This window comes from Brucella sp. NBRC 12953, from assembly GCF_040369775.1.
Lineage (GTDB): Bacteria > Pseudomonadota > Alphaproteobacteria > Rhizobiales > Rhizobiaceae > Brucella > Brucella pseudogrignonensis.
In genome coordinates, this window is record NZ_BAABSV010000011.1 from 105,785 (window position 1) to 122,083 (window position 16,299).

Sequence of the window (16,299 nt, forward strand, 5' to 3'; positions counted from 1 at the left end):
CAGAGTGCGTGAAGTATTTGTTGCTATATTCATGCCACCAACACCGCCTGTTGGTTTGACCAATGATAGGTAATCGGATCACCGGCGGCAGGCATGGTACTTGTACCATCGTGGAGAACGATCAGAGTCGCCCCATCCCTCAGTGTCACGAGGAAACGCGTATCCGAACCAACATAAACCACTTCGGAAACGGTGCCATTGATATTGCTGACATCGGCACTTTCACTGCTTCCCTGTTGCATCTGTTCGGGACGCAAAACAATATGCGCCACGCGACCGACCGGCAAGTTGTTCCTGTTCAGAACCGGGAACCGTCCGTGTTGCGTTTCGACAAGCGCGGAATCACCAGACTGCTCAACGATTTTGCCGTCAAGGATATTGGACATACCGATGAACTTTGCAGCAAACACACTTGTTGGTTCGCTATAGATCTCGCGTGGTGTTCCAAGCTGTTCGATTTTGGCGTGGTTCATAAGGCAGATGCGATCAGAGAGAACAAGCGCCTCTTCCTGATCATGCGTCACGTAAATGACTGTGGTACCGAATTCACGATGCAGGCGTTTGATTTCAAACTGCATATGCTCGCGCAGGTTTTTGTCCAACGCGCCGAGCGGCTCATCCATCAAAATGATTTGCGGGCGATAAACAAAGCATCGGGCAAGCGCAACACGTTGTTGCTGCCCACCTGAAAGCTCGCGCGGAAAGCGTGATGCGAATTTTTCGAGCTGCACCTTCGCCAGTGTTTCGGTAACGCGCGCGCTTACTTCCGTGCTTGAGGTGCCGCGCATTTTCAATGGAAAGGCGATGTTTTCGCTGACTGTCATATGAGGAAACAGCGCGTAATGTTGGAAAACCAATCCCATGTCACGCTTGTTTACAGCGGTATGTGTGTAGTTTTTTCCGTCGACCCAAAGCTCACCATGCGTGGGGTCTACCAAACCAGAGATCATCTGTAAAAGCGTTGTTTTTCCAGAACCGGAGGGGCCGAGAAGGGTGACGAACTCACCAGTGTTAACAGTCAGATTGCTAGGTTCAAGCGCGGTAACGCTGCCATACTCTTTGCCCAACCCTTTTATCAGCATCTTTGGAGTTTGTTGTGATGTCACTGCATTCATGTTGAAGCCCTGATGCGCTGCAAACAGCGCAATTTAGTATATGGAAGTAAGGGAAGGGATCAGACAGGCACTGGCTCGCTACTTTTACGTATGGTGCAAAAGCAAATCGATGTGCCTATCTGGCCGCATAAGCTGACGGGCTTTAAAACAGCAGCCAGCTGTTGAACCGCTCGGTCATCTCTGCACGATTTGCGCTCCACCAATCCTCATCGGCAAGACGCATCTTGCTAATGTTCTGTGGCGCAGTTGGCAGAATTTTAGCGCGCTCAGCTGGAATAAAGTCGTAGGCTTTCTTGTTCGTAGGGCCATAGGCGAGTTCTTCGGTGAACAAGGCCTGCTGTTCGGCGCGCGAGCAGAACTTAATGAATTCGCGTGCCTGATCCGCGCGCGGGTTACCTTTAGGAATGGCCCAACCTTCAATGGAGTAAAGTCCCTGGTCCCAGTGAATCTCTGCGGGCACATTGCCATCGATGGCTGATTGCAATCGAGCATTCCAGCCGCTGATCATCGAAACTTCACCGCTCTGGAGCAGTTGTGTTGATTGCGCGCCGCCAGTCCACCAGACCGAGATGTGGTCCTTAATCTTATCAAGGCTCGCAAAAGCGCGGTCTACGTCCAGCGGATAAAGCTCAGCGAGCGGCACACCGTCGGCAAGAAGAGCCTGTTCCAATGTGTCGATTGGATTTTTGCGCAAGGAACGACGACCAGGGAATTTCTCGACATTCCAGTAGTCCTCCCAATTTTGCGGAATATTGTCTTTTAGCAGGTCAGTGCGGGTTGCAAAAATATGGCAATAGATTGTGATGCCGAGGAAGTCATCAAAAACTGCCTCCGGCATAATATCAGGTACTTGATCTTTGGTTATGCCGGTTGGTTCCAGAAGTCCGGATTCCGAAAGAATCTTACGTGCTGAAAGCGTTAGGGTACTCAAATCCCATATGTAGCTTTTTGTTTCAACAATCGACTTGAACTGCGCTGTCGGCTCCGCTTCACGGGCGACATTGACGATCTTGATGCCAGTTTCTTTTTCAAATGGATCGTAAAACGCTTTGCGAAACGCACTATTGAAAGGGCCGCCTGGATCAGCCAGGGTGAGTGTTGTCTGAGCCAGTGCGGGGCGCAGAATAGCGGGTGTTGCGAGTACCGCACTCGCACCTGCAAGCAGCGTGCGGCGGGTTAGCGTGAAAGACGATTTCGTAGTCATGGTGCTCCCTTTATTATTGTTTCAAAACCGTTCTGATGTTTTGAGTGGGTTCCCCTGCCTGAGCAGTTTTGATTATGATCGGTTTGCCGATCTTATGATGCGGGACAGGCGTACCCATCCCGCAATGTTTGACGGCGTTAAGTTATGAAGCTTTTCGCGCCTTACGTGCAGCAAAGAAGGCTTCCATCATGCGAGCAGGTTCCCCTGTCGCATAGGCTTCGCGCTGAATGCGAACACCAGAGGAAAGTGCATCCTGTAGGCCCGCTTCGGTCATTTCATAGAAACGCTGGCGATTGAGGCGCATGGCCACTGGTGGCTTGGCAGCCAATTCTTCACCAAGTGATTGAGCTGCAGCGTGAACCTGATCCTGTGGAACTATGGTGTTGATGAGGCCGATGCGGTGCGCCTCGTGGGAATCAAGCAGACGTCCCGTTAAAACCAGATCGACAGTGCGGGAAAAGCCGATCATTTCCCGCATAATCCAAGAGCCGGTCGTGGTTGGAATACCGGAATTGATTTCCGGCTGGCCGATACGGACATCAGCATGTGCGATACGAATATCGCAGAGAAGAGCCACCTGAAAAGCCGATCCCGCTGCGACACCGTTAAGTGCAGCAATGATAGGCTTGGATAGGGTTCTGATCCGTGTGTAGAGGCGTTCCCATTCCCCCATCCAGATTTCTGCACGATCTGCATCGAATGTCTTGGTTTCATTTAGGTCCTGACCCGCTCCGAATGCGCGATTGCCAGCGCCGGTCAGAATGACGGCCTTAACTTCAGCGTTATCTTCCGCGGCCTGAAATGCCTTGATCAGCTGATCGCGCATCGCAGTGTTCCAGGCATTCATCACTTCCGGTCGGTTCAAAGTGATCGTTAGAACCGAATTTTTGAGAGAGGTGAGGATGAACTCAGACATCAATGTGTTCCCATTTACTATTGTAATGCAATAATTGTTATTGTATTTAGAATATCGCAATTGCAGTTTGTCAAGGCCGTTTTACTAATTTATGGAAAACCCGTGACCAGACGGGAGAATTGCTCGACCGTTTCAAGGCTGATCTGATGATGTATAAACAGGTAAAAATTTGGAGATGGGCCGCCTACGCGGGCAACGGTTCAGAGGGCAAAGCTCTCCTTAATTCAAGGCGCGATAATGAAAGAACCATTGAATTTGACAAAAGAAAAACAGTTGAGATCGTCGGAAGATTTGGCAGATACTGGCGGTGAAGCTTCAGGTCGCGGCGATGCGCTCATGGTGCGTTCGGTTGAAAAAGCATTCCGTGTATTGAGGGCTTTTAATTCTGACCAGTCCACACTGAGTCTTTCTCAGATTGTCAGCTTGACCGATCTAGATATGAGCGCTGCGCAGCGCTTTACGCATACGCTGATGAAGCTTGGTTTTCTCGCTAAAGACCCAATCACGCGTCAGTTCGAGTTGACTGCGAAGACGCTGGATTTGGGTTTTCATTACGTTCGAGCGAACAAGCTGATAGATCGTGCGATGCCTTATCTGCAGCATCTGAGTAAAGAAACCGAAGAGACGATTAATTTAACCGTGCCCGATGGCACCGAAATTGTGTTCGTTTCGCGTTTTCTGAGCCGCCATGTGCTGAATACAGACGTCATTATCGGGACGCGTATGCCTGCTTATTGCACAGCACCCGGTTTGGCTATTCTTTCGCGTTTGCCGGAAAGCGAAGCGCAGGCGATTCTCGATCAGACACACTTTCGTAGTTATAATGCCAATACGATCACTGATCCAAAATCGATCATGAATGATATTCGTCGGTTCCGCGAGGATGGTTATGCGACGGCCTTCGAACAGGTCTATCACGGCGATGGATCAATTGCCTCGGCGATCACCGGACCGGATGGACGACCTATTGCGGCGATCAACATTGCAGCATCTTTGGCTCGATACTCGCGTGAAGATATCGTGTCGCGTTTCAGCCCTTATGTAATTGCAGCTTCAAGGACAATTTCCAAAGCCTGAGACAAGGCTACGACTTTTATCAAAAGTCTAAACACTATCCCACTCTGTCGCAGTCCCCAAAAACACTGTTGACAGAATTACCACGGTACGGAATGTTTGCATAAAAATAATGAATATTGCATTGCAATAGTAAGTGGGAAATCCGATGAATGCCACTCTTGGAAAAGGGCAGCTTGTTGCCGCAGTCGCGTCACTAGGGAGCCCACTGACGTTTACTTTTGACGGAGTTGAATTTCAGGGATTTGAGGGGCAGTCAGTTCTCGCGGCACTTCTGCAAAGTGGTAAGGTTTTGCGATATTCTGAGTTCGACGGAATGCCGCGTGCAGGGTTCTGTTTAATGGCCGCTTGTCAGGATTGCTGGGTTTGGACAGTTGAAGGCAAGCGTTTGCGTTCGTGCTCAACCGTGCTGCGCCAAGGTATGGAGTTGCTGAGTGCTTTTGAAGCGTGGGGACAGCAATGATACGTCCTCTTATTATCGGATCGGGACCGGCGGGTATTAGTGCTGCACAAACACTGATTGAGAACGCTGCGCTTATCGGTCAACCAATCGAACCAACTTTATTGAGCGAGGCACCGTTTCCCGGCGGGCAGGGGTTACGCAGGCTCAATGCCCAAATGCAATTTGATCCGCAGAAACTCTTTCGCAATGAAGAGGAAAAATACCTGAATTTCCATATTCAGGCCAATAGGCTGATAGGACATATAGACTATCGACCGCTGACCACAGTGTGGTCTCTATATGAAGGCACAGCTTTTGTGGAGAGTGCTGGTCAAGTGGATGAACTGGCCTATTCGCACGTCATCATTGCCACCGGTGCAACAGACAAGATCATTCCGACAAAAGGTTGGACCTTACCCGGCGTTTATTCTCTCGGAGGCTCTCAGGTTGCGTTGAAAGATCAGGGCAGTTTTATTGGTCGACAAGTAATTTTTGCAGGAAGTTCGCCTTTGCTACTTCTCGCGGCACTGCAATATCATCGTCTGGGTGCAAAGAATATTGTCGTGCTGGATACGACACCGCTCTGTAGCAAGCTTAAGGGGCTGAACGGGCTTCGGCACAGCTTCAAGACCGCATTTCAGGGCGCGCGCTATATGGCTGAGCTGAAACGTGCGTGTATTCCGGTTTACAGCGGCGTCTCTCTCGATGAGATTAAAGGTACCACAAATGTTGAAGGCCTAAGTTTTCGTGATCGGAAAGGCAAACGCTTTAGTCTTTCCTGCGATGCAGTTGCCCTTGGTTATGGACTGCGTGCCGAAACACAGCTTGCAGAATTAGCAGGCTGCCAATTTGAGTTTGATCCGGATTTTCGTCAGTGGTTACCTGTGACAGATAACGATGGTCGCGGAGGCAAAGGTGTCTATCTGGCAGGTGATGGCGCTTCAATTGGGGGCGCCGACTGCGCCATTCAAAGTGGAAGGCTTGCTGCCTTTGCAATGCTCGAGGATATCGCGGCACAGGCAAACATAGAATTGCGGCATGAACAACGAATGGCTTTGCGCCAAAAGAAGCTTCAAGCAGCGTGTGCCGTGGCCCGATATCGTTCATTTCAGCGTAACCTTGCCAAAATTTTCCGCTGGCCGAGTGATAAGGTATCGGTAATTGGTGACGATACTGTTGTCTGCCGTTGCGAAGGTGTTTCAGCTGGTGAAATCCGCAAAAGCATCACCCAACAAGTTGGTCCTGTCGAGGTAAACCGCGTGAAGGCTATCACCCGTTGCGGGATGGGTCGCTGCCAAGGACGATTCTGTGGTTTGGCTCTTGCTGAAATTACGTCTCAGGCGACTGGTCTTAAGATCGAAGAAGTTGGTCGGTTACGTGCGCAAGCGCCCGTCAAACCATTGAATGTTGCTGCTGCCACTCTGGTTAGCTCAACATGACGTCACCCAAAGAAACGCAAACGCTTATCATTGGCGGCGGCTTAAACGGTGCATTTACAGCTTTCTTTTTAGCGCGTGCTGGCCATCGCGTTACGGTACTGGAAAAAGGATTTGTGGGCGCTCAGTCCAGCGGCGCAAACTTCGGCAATCTCCGCCTTCAGGGCCGCGATGTTCGGCAATACCCATTATCGATGCGTTCACAGGAGCTGTGGGAGCAGCTTGATCACCTGATTGGTGATACATGTGAGTATGACCGCTCAGGCCACATCTACCTCGCATATAATGACGAGGAGGTCAGTAAACTTGAAGCTTATGCGATAAATTCTCGCAATTTTGGGCTCAATATCGAGGATGTTGACGGGGCGGAGATACGCAAGCGTTTTCCCTATCTGAGCAAGAATATCGTTGCGGGTACTTATTCAGCTCGCGATGCAACGGCCAATCCACGTCTAGCAACGCCAGCAGTTATGCGTGCTGCAAAAGCTTATGGTGCCGAGTTGATTGAGAACTGCGAGGTACTTGATGCAAAGCCTGCACCTGGCGGCTTTGTAATAGAAACGCGTGAACATGGCATGTTTCGTTCAGAGCAGTTGGTGAATGCTGCTGGAGCGTGGGGAGGGGCCGTTGCACTGCAATTTGGCGAGGAAACGCCGCTCTTTTCTGCGGGGCCACCGCAATTCGTAACAGAGCCGCTTCCATACTTCATTCGGCCATCTGTGCAAGCTGTGGCTGGCAATGTGATTTTCCGACAAATATCGCGTGGCAATGTCATTGCTGCGGGGTATCCGCGCACGGCGAGTGATCTCAAAAATCAGCGTACAGTGGTGCCACCACATAAAACTTTAGCTGGGATGCAGAGCCTTGCCGAAGTAGCGCCTATTCTGAGAAATGCGCAGATCATTCGGGTGTGGTCTGGCATGGAGGGCTACTTACCAGACATGATCCCTATAATTGGCCCAAGTGCTACAACACCAGGCCTATTTCATGCCTTCGGTTGTTGCGGCCACGGCTTTCAGATAGCACCGGGAGTTGGTGTCGTTTTGTCGGAGATGATTTTACAAGGCGGTTCAAATACCCCCGTAGGAGACTTCAGTATCGAACGATTCCGCAATGCTGTGACCGCACATGATAAAATTAAGAAAGAGTTTGATTGAAGCTGAAGTCCAGCCGACTTCATTTGTATTGTCTGAAAAGAGTATCGATTAATCTCTGTCCTGATGAATTATCCCCTTCAAATTGCATTGATTGAAGGATAAATTGTCATGGGTGGAGTTCCTATAAATAGGACAATCAATGTCTTGTAATGATCCTGTGACCTTCGATGTATGGCAACCTGTTCTGGAATTGCGCAAAGGTTCGACCAAGCATCGCCTCCTAACAGACAAGATCGTGGAAGATATTGAAAAAGGTGTGCTTAAATCCGAGACGCAGATGCCAACGCATCGCGATTTGGCACATAGGCTCGGGTTGTCCGTTCAGACAGTAAGTATCAGCTATAAAGAGGCTGAGCGACGTGGTTACTTGCGCGGCGAAGTTGGACGCGGCACCTATGTTTGTAATCGTGTGACAGAACGGGCTGATCGCTTCATGCTTGATCGCGATCCAAGCGGTACAGCTGATCTTTCTATCATACGCGCTGTCTATATGGGCGCTCATGAGCGCGCTTCTCGAAAACTGTTTGAAGAGATGAGCCAGACAGATAATGCGAGCTTCATGCGGCCCTGTCGTCCAATTGCTGGTCTCGATCACCATCGCAATGTGGCTTGTGAATGGCTGCGTGGCTTATCGGTCGACGTTGATCCCGGTCGAGTGATTATCACGAATGGCGCAGCACATGGGCTTTTCCTCGCCGTCGCTGCTGTGGTGCAGCCCGGCGAAGTAGTTCTGACAGAAAACCTAACTGATCACGGTATTATCGGTATGGCCAATGTGCTGGGTTTTACGCTGCGCGGTCTGCCAACTGATCGAGAGGGTATATTACCTGAAGCCCTAGAAAACGCATGTAAAGCGGGCGATGTGAAAGCGCTGGTAATCATTCCAACACTTGGGAATCCGACCAGTCATCTGATGAGCGCAGAAAGACGTATCACAGTGGCTGATATCGCTCGCCGATACGGTGTTTTTGTCATCGAGGATGAAGTCTATAAACCTATCCTTGAAGAGCGATTGCCATCAATGCCGGAATTATTGCCAGAGCTTGGCTTTTTCGTCACCAGTTTCACCAAGACAGTGATGACGGGATTGCGTACAGGTTATCTGGTTGTTCCAGCAAATTACTCTATCCGAGTAACGTCAATCCTGCGTGTGACGAGCTGGAGCGGCGTTAATCTGGTTGCAGAAATGGCCAGTCGTTGGATTGAAGATGGCACCGCAACACAACTACTAGAAATCCAGCGGAATGAACTACGCCTGAGACAGTCTCTGGTAAGCGACATTCTCGGAACGCATGTCATTGGAAGCAATCCGCTGTCGCTTTGTGCCTGGTTGCAGATTCCACGTAACTGGTCTGAGGATGGTTTAGTCCGGGCCTTGGCCAGCAAAGGTGTCGCAGTGACACCGTCCGATCCATTTGTTGCCGGTGCAGAACGGGGCAATGGTGGTATCCGTATCTGCCTTGGCGGAAGGCTTTCACAGTCCGCCTTGCAGATGGCGCTTGAGACAATTCGCGAGACATTCGCACAGTTGCCGCCGGTTTATGACGTGAGTTCAATCGCCTGAGATCAGAGTACTGATTGCAAAAACTCTTTGGTTCGTGCTTCACTTGGCGACTGGAAAATCTTTTCGGGCGTGCCTTCCTCGCAAATTCGCCCTTTATCGAAGAAACACACTCGATCTGATACTTCGCGTGCAAATCGCATCTCGTGGGTGACTAGAAGCATAGTCAGATCATGTTCTTTTGCGAGGCTGCGAATAACGGATAACACTTCGCCCACAAGCTGAGGATCAAGCGCGGAGGTCGGTTCATCGAAGAGAAGAACGCGTGGTCGCATTGCAAGTGAACGGGCAATTGCCACACGTTGCTGCTGACCGCCAGAGAGCTGAGACGGATAATGGTCCTTTTTATCGGTGAGGCCAACAAGCGATAAGAGCTCAAGGGCACGGGCCTCAGCTTCTCCACGTTTCATGCCCAGTACATGTATAGGGGCTTCTATGATGTTTCTGAGAACAGACATATGCGGGAAAAGATTGAAGCTTTGGAAGACCATCCCAACATGGGATCTGATCTTGCGCAAATGCGTTTCACTTGCCTTAAAATGTCCTTTACCGCTGGGTTCATGATAGGGCTCCCCAGAAAGCTCTAAACTGCCTTCCTGAAATGGCTCGAGCGTCATCAAAATTCGAAGCACTGTCGACTTCCCGGAACCGGATGGGCCAATCAGCGTGACTTTCTCGCCGGTTTTAACCGAGAAATTGAAGCGATCAAGCACGGTCAGCGCACCAAAGCGTTTCGTTACGTCCTTAAAGCGGATAATTTCCTTGGTCATTTAAGAGCAATCCCGTTCTTTGGAAGTGTGCGTTCGAGCAGACGGATTAGAGCTGAACAGATGAGTGTCAGCACTAGGAAGATCAGGCCGACCATGGATAGTGGAACCAGATATTCGAAGGTTCGATCACCAATCAGATTGGCTAGGTTGAGCATATCCACAATGCTGACAACCGATAAAACCGGCGTCTCTTTGAGCATGGAGACGAGGTAATTTCCCATTGCAGGAATAATGCGCGGGATGGCCTGCGGAACAATAATATCCCGATAGGTGCGCCAGGGCGTGAGGTTTAACGCACGCGCTGCTTCCCACTGGCCACGCGGAATTGCTTCTATGCCGCTGCGATAGACCTCAGATGTATAAGCTGAATACTGTAAGCCGAGTGCTAAAGCACCGGTGAGGAATGCAGGTAACACGATACCGTACACGGGCAGCACGTAATAGAGAAAGAACAATTGAACTAGCAGCGGTGTGTCACGCAGAAATTCCACTACAACCACTGTTGGCCAGGAAATGATCTTGTATGGGCTGCGCCGCAAAAGCGCAAAAACAAGACCAAGCACCAGCGCGATGGCAAAACCAGTAGCAGCTGCCTTAAGCGTTACCGTCAGGCCAATCGCCAGAATGGGCAGAATGGAAATAGCAAAAGAGAGTGTAGACGAAGTGTCCCAGGCGTATCCGTAAATCATGCGAAACCTCCGGCCATCGTTTTGCGACGAAGGTGCCTTTCGAGCCAGCGAATGGCTGTGGCAAGAACGAGTGCCATAGCGAAGTAACCAAGCAGCGTCAGAGAATAAATCGTGACATTATCAAGTGTCAGATTACGCAGACGTTGAGCTTGGAAGGTGAGGTCGCTTATCGCAATGAGTGAAGCGAGAGCCGTATCTTTGAGATTGTGAATAGCGAGATTGCCAAAAGCAGGCATCATTTCAACGATGGCCTGAGGTAAAACGATGTGAAACAGTGTGTGGGTTTTGCCGAAGTTTAATGCGCGCGCCGCTTCATGTTGCGCCTCCGGTACTGCCTGAAGTGCTCCACGCACCACTTCCGCGCCATAAGCACCGATGTTCAGCCCAAGCCCCATGATACCAGTGGTGATAGGGTCGAAAGAAATGCCCACCAAAGGAAGTGCGTAATAGAGCCAGAACAATTGTACGAGCAGCGACGTGCCGCGAAAAATCTCGATATAGATGATGGCAACTGTAGACAGGATCGGCCCACCGGCAAACCGGGCAATGCCAGCAGCAAATGCGAGTATAGTACCTATGGCCATCGAACTTAGCGCGAGGACAATTGTGATTTGAGCCCCTTTGAACAGGGCGGGAAGATATTCCGTCCAGTGCATATGGTCCTCTCCCGTCTAAGATGAGATGAAGTCTGCCAAGCCGTTCTCAAGCCTGGCAGACAGCAAAAACATTACTTTGCGTTGCAGAGGCTTGCTGTATCGACGGAGCGCGCGGCTTCAACGCTTTCTTCGCTAAGCCCATATGTCATGAGAATTTTCTCGTAGTCGTCAGTTTTCTTAAATTCGATCAGCGCCGTGTTGAACGCTTCATAGAATTCTTTGTCTTCCGGGCGGAAGCTGAATGCTCCAAAACTGCGCGCGGATTTTCCATCCACAACTGGATCGGTAAACGGGTGTGCCTGTTCAAGCTCTGGCGAGTTTTCAACGAGCTTTGCTACGGTCAATTCAGTGGCTGCATAGGCATCAGCTCGGCCGGTTTGAACCGTTGATGGTGCGTCGGCATTGCCTTGGATCATAACGATCTGGGATTCATCAATGCCCATACCATGCAGAAAGTCGATCTGATCGGCGCCCGAAACAATGGCAACCTTCAGCGATGGGTCTTTCTTGATGTCGTCATAGGAGTGGATGTTTTTCGGGTTGCCCTTGGGAACCAGAAGGCCCTCGCCATAGCTTGAATTTGCGACAGTAAACTGGACCTGCTTGCAGCGATCCGGCAGGACGTTCTGCTCCGCTCCCACAAATTCAAAGCGTTTGGCCTTTAACCCCGGGATAAGCGAACCGAATGGGGTTACTGTCCAGTCAATCTCCTCAATACCAAGTTTCTTAAAAACTGCTGCCGCGACATCCGGACCGATACCCTTAGCAGCGCCGCTGGCATCCATATATCCGTAAGGAACTTCGTTTGCGGTTGCCCCACGAACAAAGCCCGCGCTTTTCAAGTCATCAATCGTGGTTGCCTGTGACGGGAGAGCCATTACAACGACAGCTACAGTCGCAAACAGGGTAGAGATTGCAGTGAGTTTAATACGCATTGTGTTCACTCCTCTTTATGAATGCCGGTTGATTTTTGTTCCGGCTTGTCAATTGGATGGTAATTATCTGCTTATCCGGAAGCGGGCTCTCCGCTTATGGTCGCGATAACTGAGAGGCAATCGCCCATCTTGATAAGACCTGGAAAGTGGCGGGCGGCAAGGATACCATCGAGGGCCGCACGATATTCCTGCGGTACTGCTCCCGTACGTGTCACCGAATGGACGCGGGCGATAACATCACCTTTACGAAGCACAGCACCTAAATCAACTAAAGGCTCTAAAAGCCCATCCGTATCTGCAAAACCAAAACATTCCTGCGATGGCATATCAAGCCAGGTGGTCGGCGATAGCTCGACTTCGCCTTCCATAATTCCTGCATGGCGCAAAAGATTGCGAATACCACGTTTGGCGATTGTCGCCGTATAGGCTGAGATCGTGCCGCCACCAGAAAGCTCAGTCGTAACAAAGACTTTGCCTGCTTCTTCAGCTGTAGTGTCGTACATTCCAACTGCATCGATCTCAATCATCTGCATAGAAAAGGGTGCTGAAAAAGCCTTGACGGCGGCAAAGCAGCGCGCTTCCTGAGCCTTATCTGGCAAGGCATGTGCTGCTGCATAGGGTAGAAAATCCAGTGTCCGACCGCCCGAGTGAAAATCCATTACAATGTCTGCGGTGGGCAATAGATAGCGGGTAAAATAGTCAGCAATTTTTTCCGTAACCGAACCATCCGGACGCCCCGGAAAGCTGCGATTGAGATTACCCTTATCTATAGGCGATGTACGTGTACCAGCTATAAATGCCGGATAGTTCATCGCGGGTACAATGATAATGCGACCGTTAATCTGCTCGGGCTTTAGATTGGAAGCGAGATCAAAAAGTGCAACCGGACCTTCATACTCGTCACCATGATTACCTCCTGTCAAAAGCGCGGTCGGGCCATCACCATTGCGGATCACACAGATGGGAAGCATTAATGATCCCCAGGCTGAATCATCTCTAGACCACGGCAGACGTAAGTGACCGTGCTGCACACCGTCGCGATTAAGATCAACACTCAGTGTAATAGGTGAGGGTCGGGACGGAGGGGATGCGTGCATCATCATGGCACCCTAATCCTTTACAACCAGCTTGCGTGGTACGTTAGAAAGACATTCGACACCTGTTTCTGTAATCACAATGCTTTCTGTTATTTCGAGCCCCATTGTCTCAAGCCAAAGACCTGTCATGAAGTGGAATGTCATGCCGGGTTTGAGTTCCGTGCGGTCACCGGGACGCAGGCTCATTGTACGCTCGCCCCAATCGGGTGGATAAGAAAGCCCGATTGAGTAGCCGGTACGGTTGTCTTTGATGATCCCATATTTTCTTAATACGGCAAAAAATCCGTTAGCGATGTCTTCGCATGTGTTGCCCGGGCGTGCCGCTAAAAGGCCCGCTTCCATGCCCTCCAATGTTGCTTTTTCCGCATCAAGGAATGCCTGGGTGGGCTTACCAAGAAAAACTGTTCGGGAGAGCGGGCAGTGATATCGCTTGAAGCAACCTGCGATCTCGAAGAATGTGCCTTCGCCCGATTTCATAGGTAGATCGTTCCAGGTAAGGTGGGGTGCAGAGGCGTCAGCGCCTGATGGTAAAAGGGGAACGATTGCGGGATAATCGCCGCCAAATCCATCTACGCCACGAGTTCCGGCGTCATAGATTTCTGCGACCAGATCACATTTGCGCATACCCGGTTCGATCTTTTCGACAATTCGCTGATGCATTACTTCAACTATGCGACCAGCCTTGCGCATATAGTCGATCTCGGTCGGACTTTTGATTGCGCGTTGCAAGTTCACAAGACCCTGCGCGTCTTTGAATTGCGCGTTCGGCAAATGTTTTTGCAGTGCATGGTGGGCGGCGGCGGTGTACCAATAATTATCGAATTCGACTGCGATGGTTTTTTTACCCCAACCCCTGTCTTCAAGAATGGACGCAAGCAAATCCATTGGGTGTCGTTCCAGCGACTGCACATAATGATCGGGGTAGCCGATAATACTATCATGGCTGATCCAGGCAGTGCGCTTTGCGCCGTTGCCGTCCTGGCCGCGCCCATACCAGAGTGGCTCACCGTCCATGGCAAGCACAACGCATTGGTGGACGTAGAACGACCAGCCATCATATCCGGTCAGCCAATGCATGTTGGACGGATCGGTGACGATAATGACGTCAAAGCCTGCCTTCTCCATAGCGCGCCGGGTTTTGGCAATTCGCTCGTCGTATTCCCCGCGGCTGAAATTGAGTTCCACACTCATTGGCTGGCTCCTGCGTTTTTGCTTGAATCAATCTTTGCACCGACATCGACAAGGATGGCGCGTTGTGTGGCGAGGCGGGCAATGGCGGTGTCCTGAACACCAGTTCCAGTCAGGTCACAAACAGTAATGGCATCGGGCTCGCGTTTTGCTGTATCAGCATCAAGAATGATCTGGCCCAATTCCAAAAGATTGGCTTCGGATTTGACAGTACCGACTCTTATGGCGTGATGGAGTTCCCCAAGTCTGCTGGTCTGGTTTGTGCTATCCGCGACATAGATTATTGGGAGCTTGAAAATCGCAGGGTCGAGCTCGTTTTTATGTTCAGCATCTGAGCCCATCGCCGTGACATGCTGCCCTGCCTCCAGCCACTCAGCCATAAGGATCGGTGTTTGAGAAGGTGTGGTTGTTACGATGATATCTGCACCTTGACAGGCATCTTTGGCATCCGATTTAGCCGTAACGAAAAAGCCGAGCGTATCCATAAGCTCTTGCGCGGTACGTGCTGCTTTCTCTGGATCGCGCGCCCAGATGCGCGCTTCGGTGACGGGGCGCACCAGAGCAAGCGCCTGCAACTGGAGTTTCGCCTGCATCCCTGCACCAAAAATCGTTGCAATATGTGCATTCTCTCGGGCGAGATATTTTGCGGCAACTGCGCCTGCTGCAGCCGTGCGTATATCGGTCAGATATCCGTTGTCGAGCAAAAGCGCTTCAATCAATCCTGTCTTGGCGGAAAACTGGATCATCAGCCCGTTTGTGGATGGAAGGCCGATTGATGGATTATTAAAAAAGCCGGGGCTTATCTTAATGGCAAAGCTGTCTAAGCCCGGAATATAAGCGGTTTTGACGTCTACTTCCCCACGTTGAGCAGGAATGTCGAGACGTAGGATAGGCGGCATACTGACGTCGCCATCTGCAAGCGCACGAAACGCATCTTCCACGCAAGCAATGCTTTCAAGATCAAGAGATATGATCTCTCGAAGATCGGCTTCGGTCAGGATTCTCATTTTTGCCATCAGCCAGCCCTCAGATATTGGTTGTTCATGATTGCGCGGTGTTGCTCTGGATCGATGTTGCCTCCAGATATAATGATGGCTGTTTGTCCGGCAGGTCGAATTTTGCCGCTTAGCAAGGCGCCTATACCAACCGCTGCGGCTCCCTCAATGATTTGCCCGTCTTGCAATGCGGAGTGCTTTACGCCGGCAGCGATTTCTTCTTCATCGAGAAGGATTACGTCGTCCAGCAACGCCCTGCACATCGCAAAGGTCCAGCGGTTGTTAATCCCGATGCCTCCGCCAAGAGAATCCGCCAGCGTATCCAGCTCTTCGACGTTGATTGGCTTGTCCGCTTTAAGGCTTGCATTCATCGCTGCCCCCCGCTTCATTGAGATGCCAATGATCCGGGTCCGTGGGCGCTTTGCTTTGATTGCTGCAGCGATGCCCCCCGCCAAGCCGCCGCCAGAAAGCGGTATAAGGACGGTGTCCACATCTGAAAGATCATCCATTATTTCAAGTCCGATGGTGCCTTGACCCGCGATCACGCGAGGATCATCAAAAGGCGGAACAGCCTTCATGCCTTCTTCTAATACAAGGCGGGAGACTTCCTCCATGGCATCATCCTGCGACTTGCCAATAATGCGGATGTTAGCTCCCAGATCGCGTATCGCCTCGACCTTGTTGTGTGGAACAAGGGAGGACAGACATATTGTGGCATTCAGGCATTGAGCAGATGCAGCATGTGCAAGTGCGCGCCCATGATTGCCGGTAGATGCTGTGACAACTCCATTCTGCCGTTCATTTGGTGCGATGGTGAGAATGGCATTGGTTGCACCGCGTAGTTTGAAGCTGCCAGTCTGCTGATGATTTTCAAGCTTGAGAAACACAGGTGCACCTGAATGCTTGGTCAGGCTTTCTGAGCGCACGAGCGGTGTTCGTACGATATGGCCTTGCAGCCTTTCGCGCGCTTCTTCTATTTCAAAAAGGCCAACATTCTCAGACACGTCGTCCGCCTCTCACTCAATCGCAGAAAATGGAGAAACGTTGCGCCGCCTGAGTTTTGG

16 protein-coding genes are annotated in these 16,299 nt (G+C 50.8%); 5 read left to right on the plus strand and 11 right to left on the minus strand.

Annotation, left to right across the window (positions count from 1 at the left end; all coding sequences use genetic code 11):
- Positions 1–29: 29 nt before the first annotated feature.
- The 3 genes from ABWV94_RS21205 to ABWV94_RS21215 all read right to left on the minus strand — a co-directional run bounded on the left by ABWV94_RS21205 (position 30) and on the right by ABWV94_RS21215 (position 3,235).
- Complete coding sequence (locus tag ABWV94_RS21205; RefSeq protein WP_353415264.1) at positions 30–1,115, minus strand: ABC transporter ATP-binding protein; 1,086 nt, start codon at positions 1,113–1,115, stop codon at positions 30–32.
- 142 nt (positions 1,116–1,257) lie between these two features.
- Positions 1,258–2,319, minus strand: coding sequence for an ABC transporter substrate-binding protein (locus ABWV94_RS21210; protein WP_113497517.1), 1,062 nt, complete (start codon positions 2,317–2,319; stop codon positions 1,258–1,260).
- A 142-nt stretch (positions 2,320–2,461) separates the two neighbouring features.
- The gene (locus ABWV94_RS21215) at positions 2,462–3,235 is read right to left on the minus strand and encodes an enoyl-CoA hydratase/isomerase family protein (protein ID WP_353415265.1); all 774 of its coding nucleotides are present in this window, start codon (positions 3,233–3,235) and stop codon (positions 2,462–2,464) included.
- A 273-nt stretch (positions 3,236–3,508) separates the two neighbouring features.
- On the opposite strand from ABWV94_RS21215, the gene ABWV94_RS21220 reads away from it, so the two are divergent.
- The 5 genes from ABWV94_RS21220 to ehuR all read left to right on the plus strand — a co-directional run bounded on the left by ABWV94_RS21220 (position 3,509) and on the right by ehuR (position 8,908).
- Positions 3,509–4,312, plus strand: a complete 804-nt coding sequence (locus ABWV94_RS21220) for an IclR family transcriptional regulator (RefSeq protein WP_353415266.1) — start codon at positions 3,509–3,511, stop codon at positions 4,310–4,312.
- Positions 4,313–4,457: 145 nt separating this feature from the next.
- Positions 4,458–4,772, plus strand: coding sequence for a (2Fe-2S)-binding protein (locus ABWV94_RS21225; RefSeq protein ID WP_007879998.1), 315 nt, complete (start codon positions 4,458–4,460; stop codon positions 4,770–4,772).
- On the plus strand, positions 4,769–6,190 hold the full coding sequence (locus ABWV94_RS21230; RefSeq protein WP_353415267.1) for an FAD/NAD(P)-dependent oxidoreductase: 1,422 nt from the start codon (positions 4,769–4,771) through the stop codon (positions 6,188–6,190). Before ABWV94_RS21225 ends, ABWV94_RS21230 begins: the two co-directional genes overlap by 4 nt.
- The gene (locus tag ABWV94_RS21235; RefSeq protein WP_353415268.1) at positions 6,187–7,344 is read left to right on the plus strand and encodes an NAD(P)/FAD-dependent oxidoreductase; all 1,158 of its coding nucleotides are present in this window, start codon (positions 6,187–6,189) and stop codon (positions 7,342–7,344) included. Before ABWV94_RS21230 ends, ABWV94_RS21235 begins: the two co-directional genes overlap by 4 nt.
- Before the next feature lie 139 nt (positions 7,345–7,483).
- A complete protein-coding gene (ehuR, locus tag ABWV94_RS21240) occupies positions 7,484–8,908 on the plus strand; it encodes a MocR-like ectoine utilization transcription factor EhuR (RefSeq protein ID WP_112806370.1) in 1,425 nt (474 codons plus the stop codon).
- Between the two features lie 2 nt (positions 8,909–8,910).
- On the opposite strand, the gene ehuA is transcribed toward ehuR, so the two are convergent.
- From ehuA to eutB, 8 genes are all read right to left on the minus strand, one after another.
- Entirely contained in the window at positions 8,911–9,675 is a 765-nt protein-coding gene (gene ehuA, locus ABWV94_RS21245; RefSeq protein WP_064322025.1) for an ectoine/hydroxyectoine ABC transporter ATP-binding protein EhuA, read from the minus strand.
- Positions 9,672–10,364 carry an ectoine/hydroxyectoine ABC transporter permease subunit EhuD gene (ehuD, locus tag ABWV94_RS21250; protein WP_064322024.1) on the minus strand — a complete coding sequence of 231 codons (693 nt, stop codon included), beginning with the start codon at positions 10,362–10,364 and terminating at the stop codon, positions 9,672–9,674. Before ehuD ends, ehuA begins: the two co-directional genes overlap by 4 nt.
- Complete coding sequence (gene ehuC, locus ABWV94_RS21255) at positions 10,361–11,020, minus strand: ectoine/hydroxyectoine ABC transporter permease subunit EhuC (protein WP_007879990.1); 660 nt, start codon at positions 11,018–11,020, stop codon at positions 10,361–10,363. The genes ehuD and ehuC overlap by 4 nt, the downstream gene beginning before the upstream one ends.
- A 71-nt stretch (positions 11,021–11,091) precedes the next feature.
- A complete protein-coding gene (gene ehuB / locus ABWV94_RS21260; RefSeq protein ID WP_113497527.1) occupies positions 11,092–11,955 on the minus strand; it encodes an ectoine/hydroxyectoine ABC transporter substrate-binding protein EhuB in 864 nt (287 codons plus the stop codon).
- A 71-nt stretch (positions 11,956–12,026) separates the two neighbouring features.
- Positions 12,027–13,055: a N(2)-acetyl-L-2,4-diaminobutanoate deacetylase DoeB gene (gene doeB, locus ABWV94_RS21265; protein ID WP_353415282.1), complete on the minus strand. Its 1,029-nt coding sequence runs from the start codon at positions 13,053–13,055 to the stop codon at positions 12,027–12,029.
- A 9-nt stretch (positions 13,056–13,064) separates the two neighbouring features.
- Positions 13,065–14,243 carry an ectoine hydrolase DoeA gene (gene doeA / locus ABWV94_RS21270; protein WP_353415269.1) on the minus strand — a complete coding sequence of 393 codons (1,179 nt, stop codon included), beginning with the start codon at positions 14,241–14,243 and terminating at the stop codon, positions 13,065–13,067.
- Positions 14,240–15,256: a cyclodeaminase gene (locus tag ABWV94_RS21275; protein ID WP_113497532.1), complete on the minus strand. Its 1,017-nt coding sequence runs from the start codon at positions 15,254–15,256 to the stop codon at positions 14,240–14,242. Before ABWV94_RS21275 ends, doeA begins: the two co-directional genes overlap by 4 nt.
- Positions 15,256–16,239, minus strand: a complete 984-nt coding sequence (eutB, locus tag ABWV94_RS21280; RefSeq protein WP_113497534.1) for a hydroxyectoine utilization dehydratase EutB — start codon at positions 16,237–16,239, stop codon at positions 15,256–15,258. Before eutB ends, ABWV94_RS21275 begins: the two co-directional genes overlap by 1 nt.
- Positions 16,240–16,299: the final 60 nt, after the last annotated feature.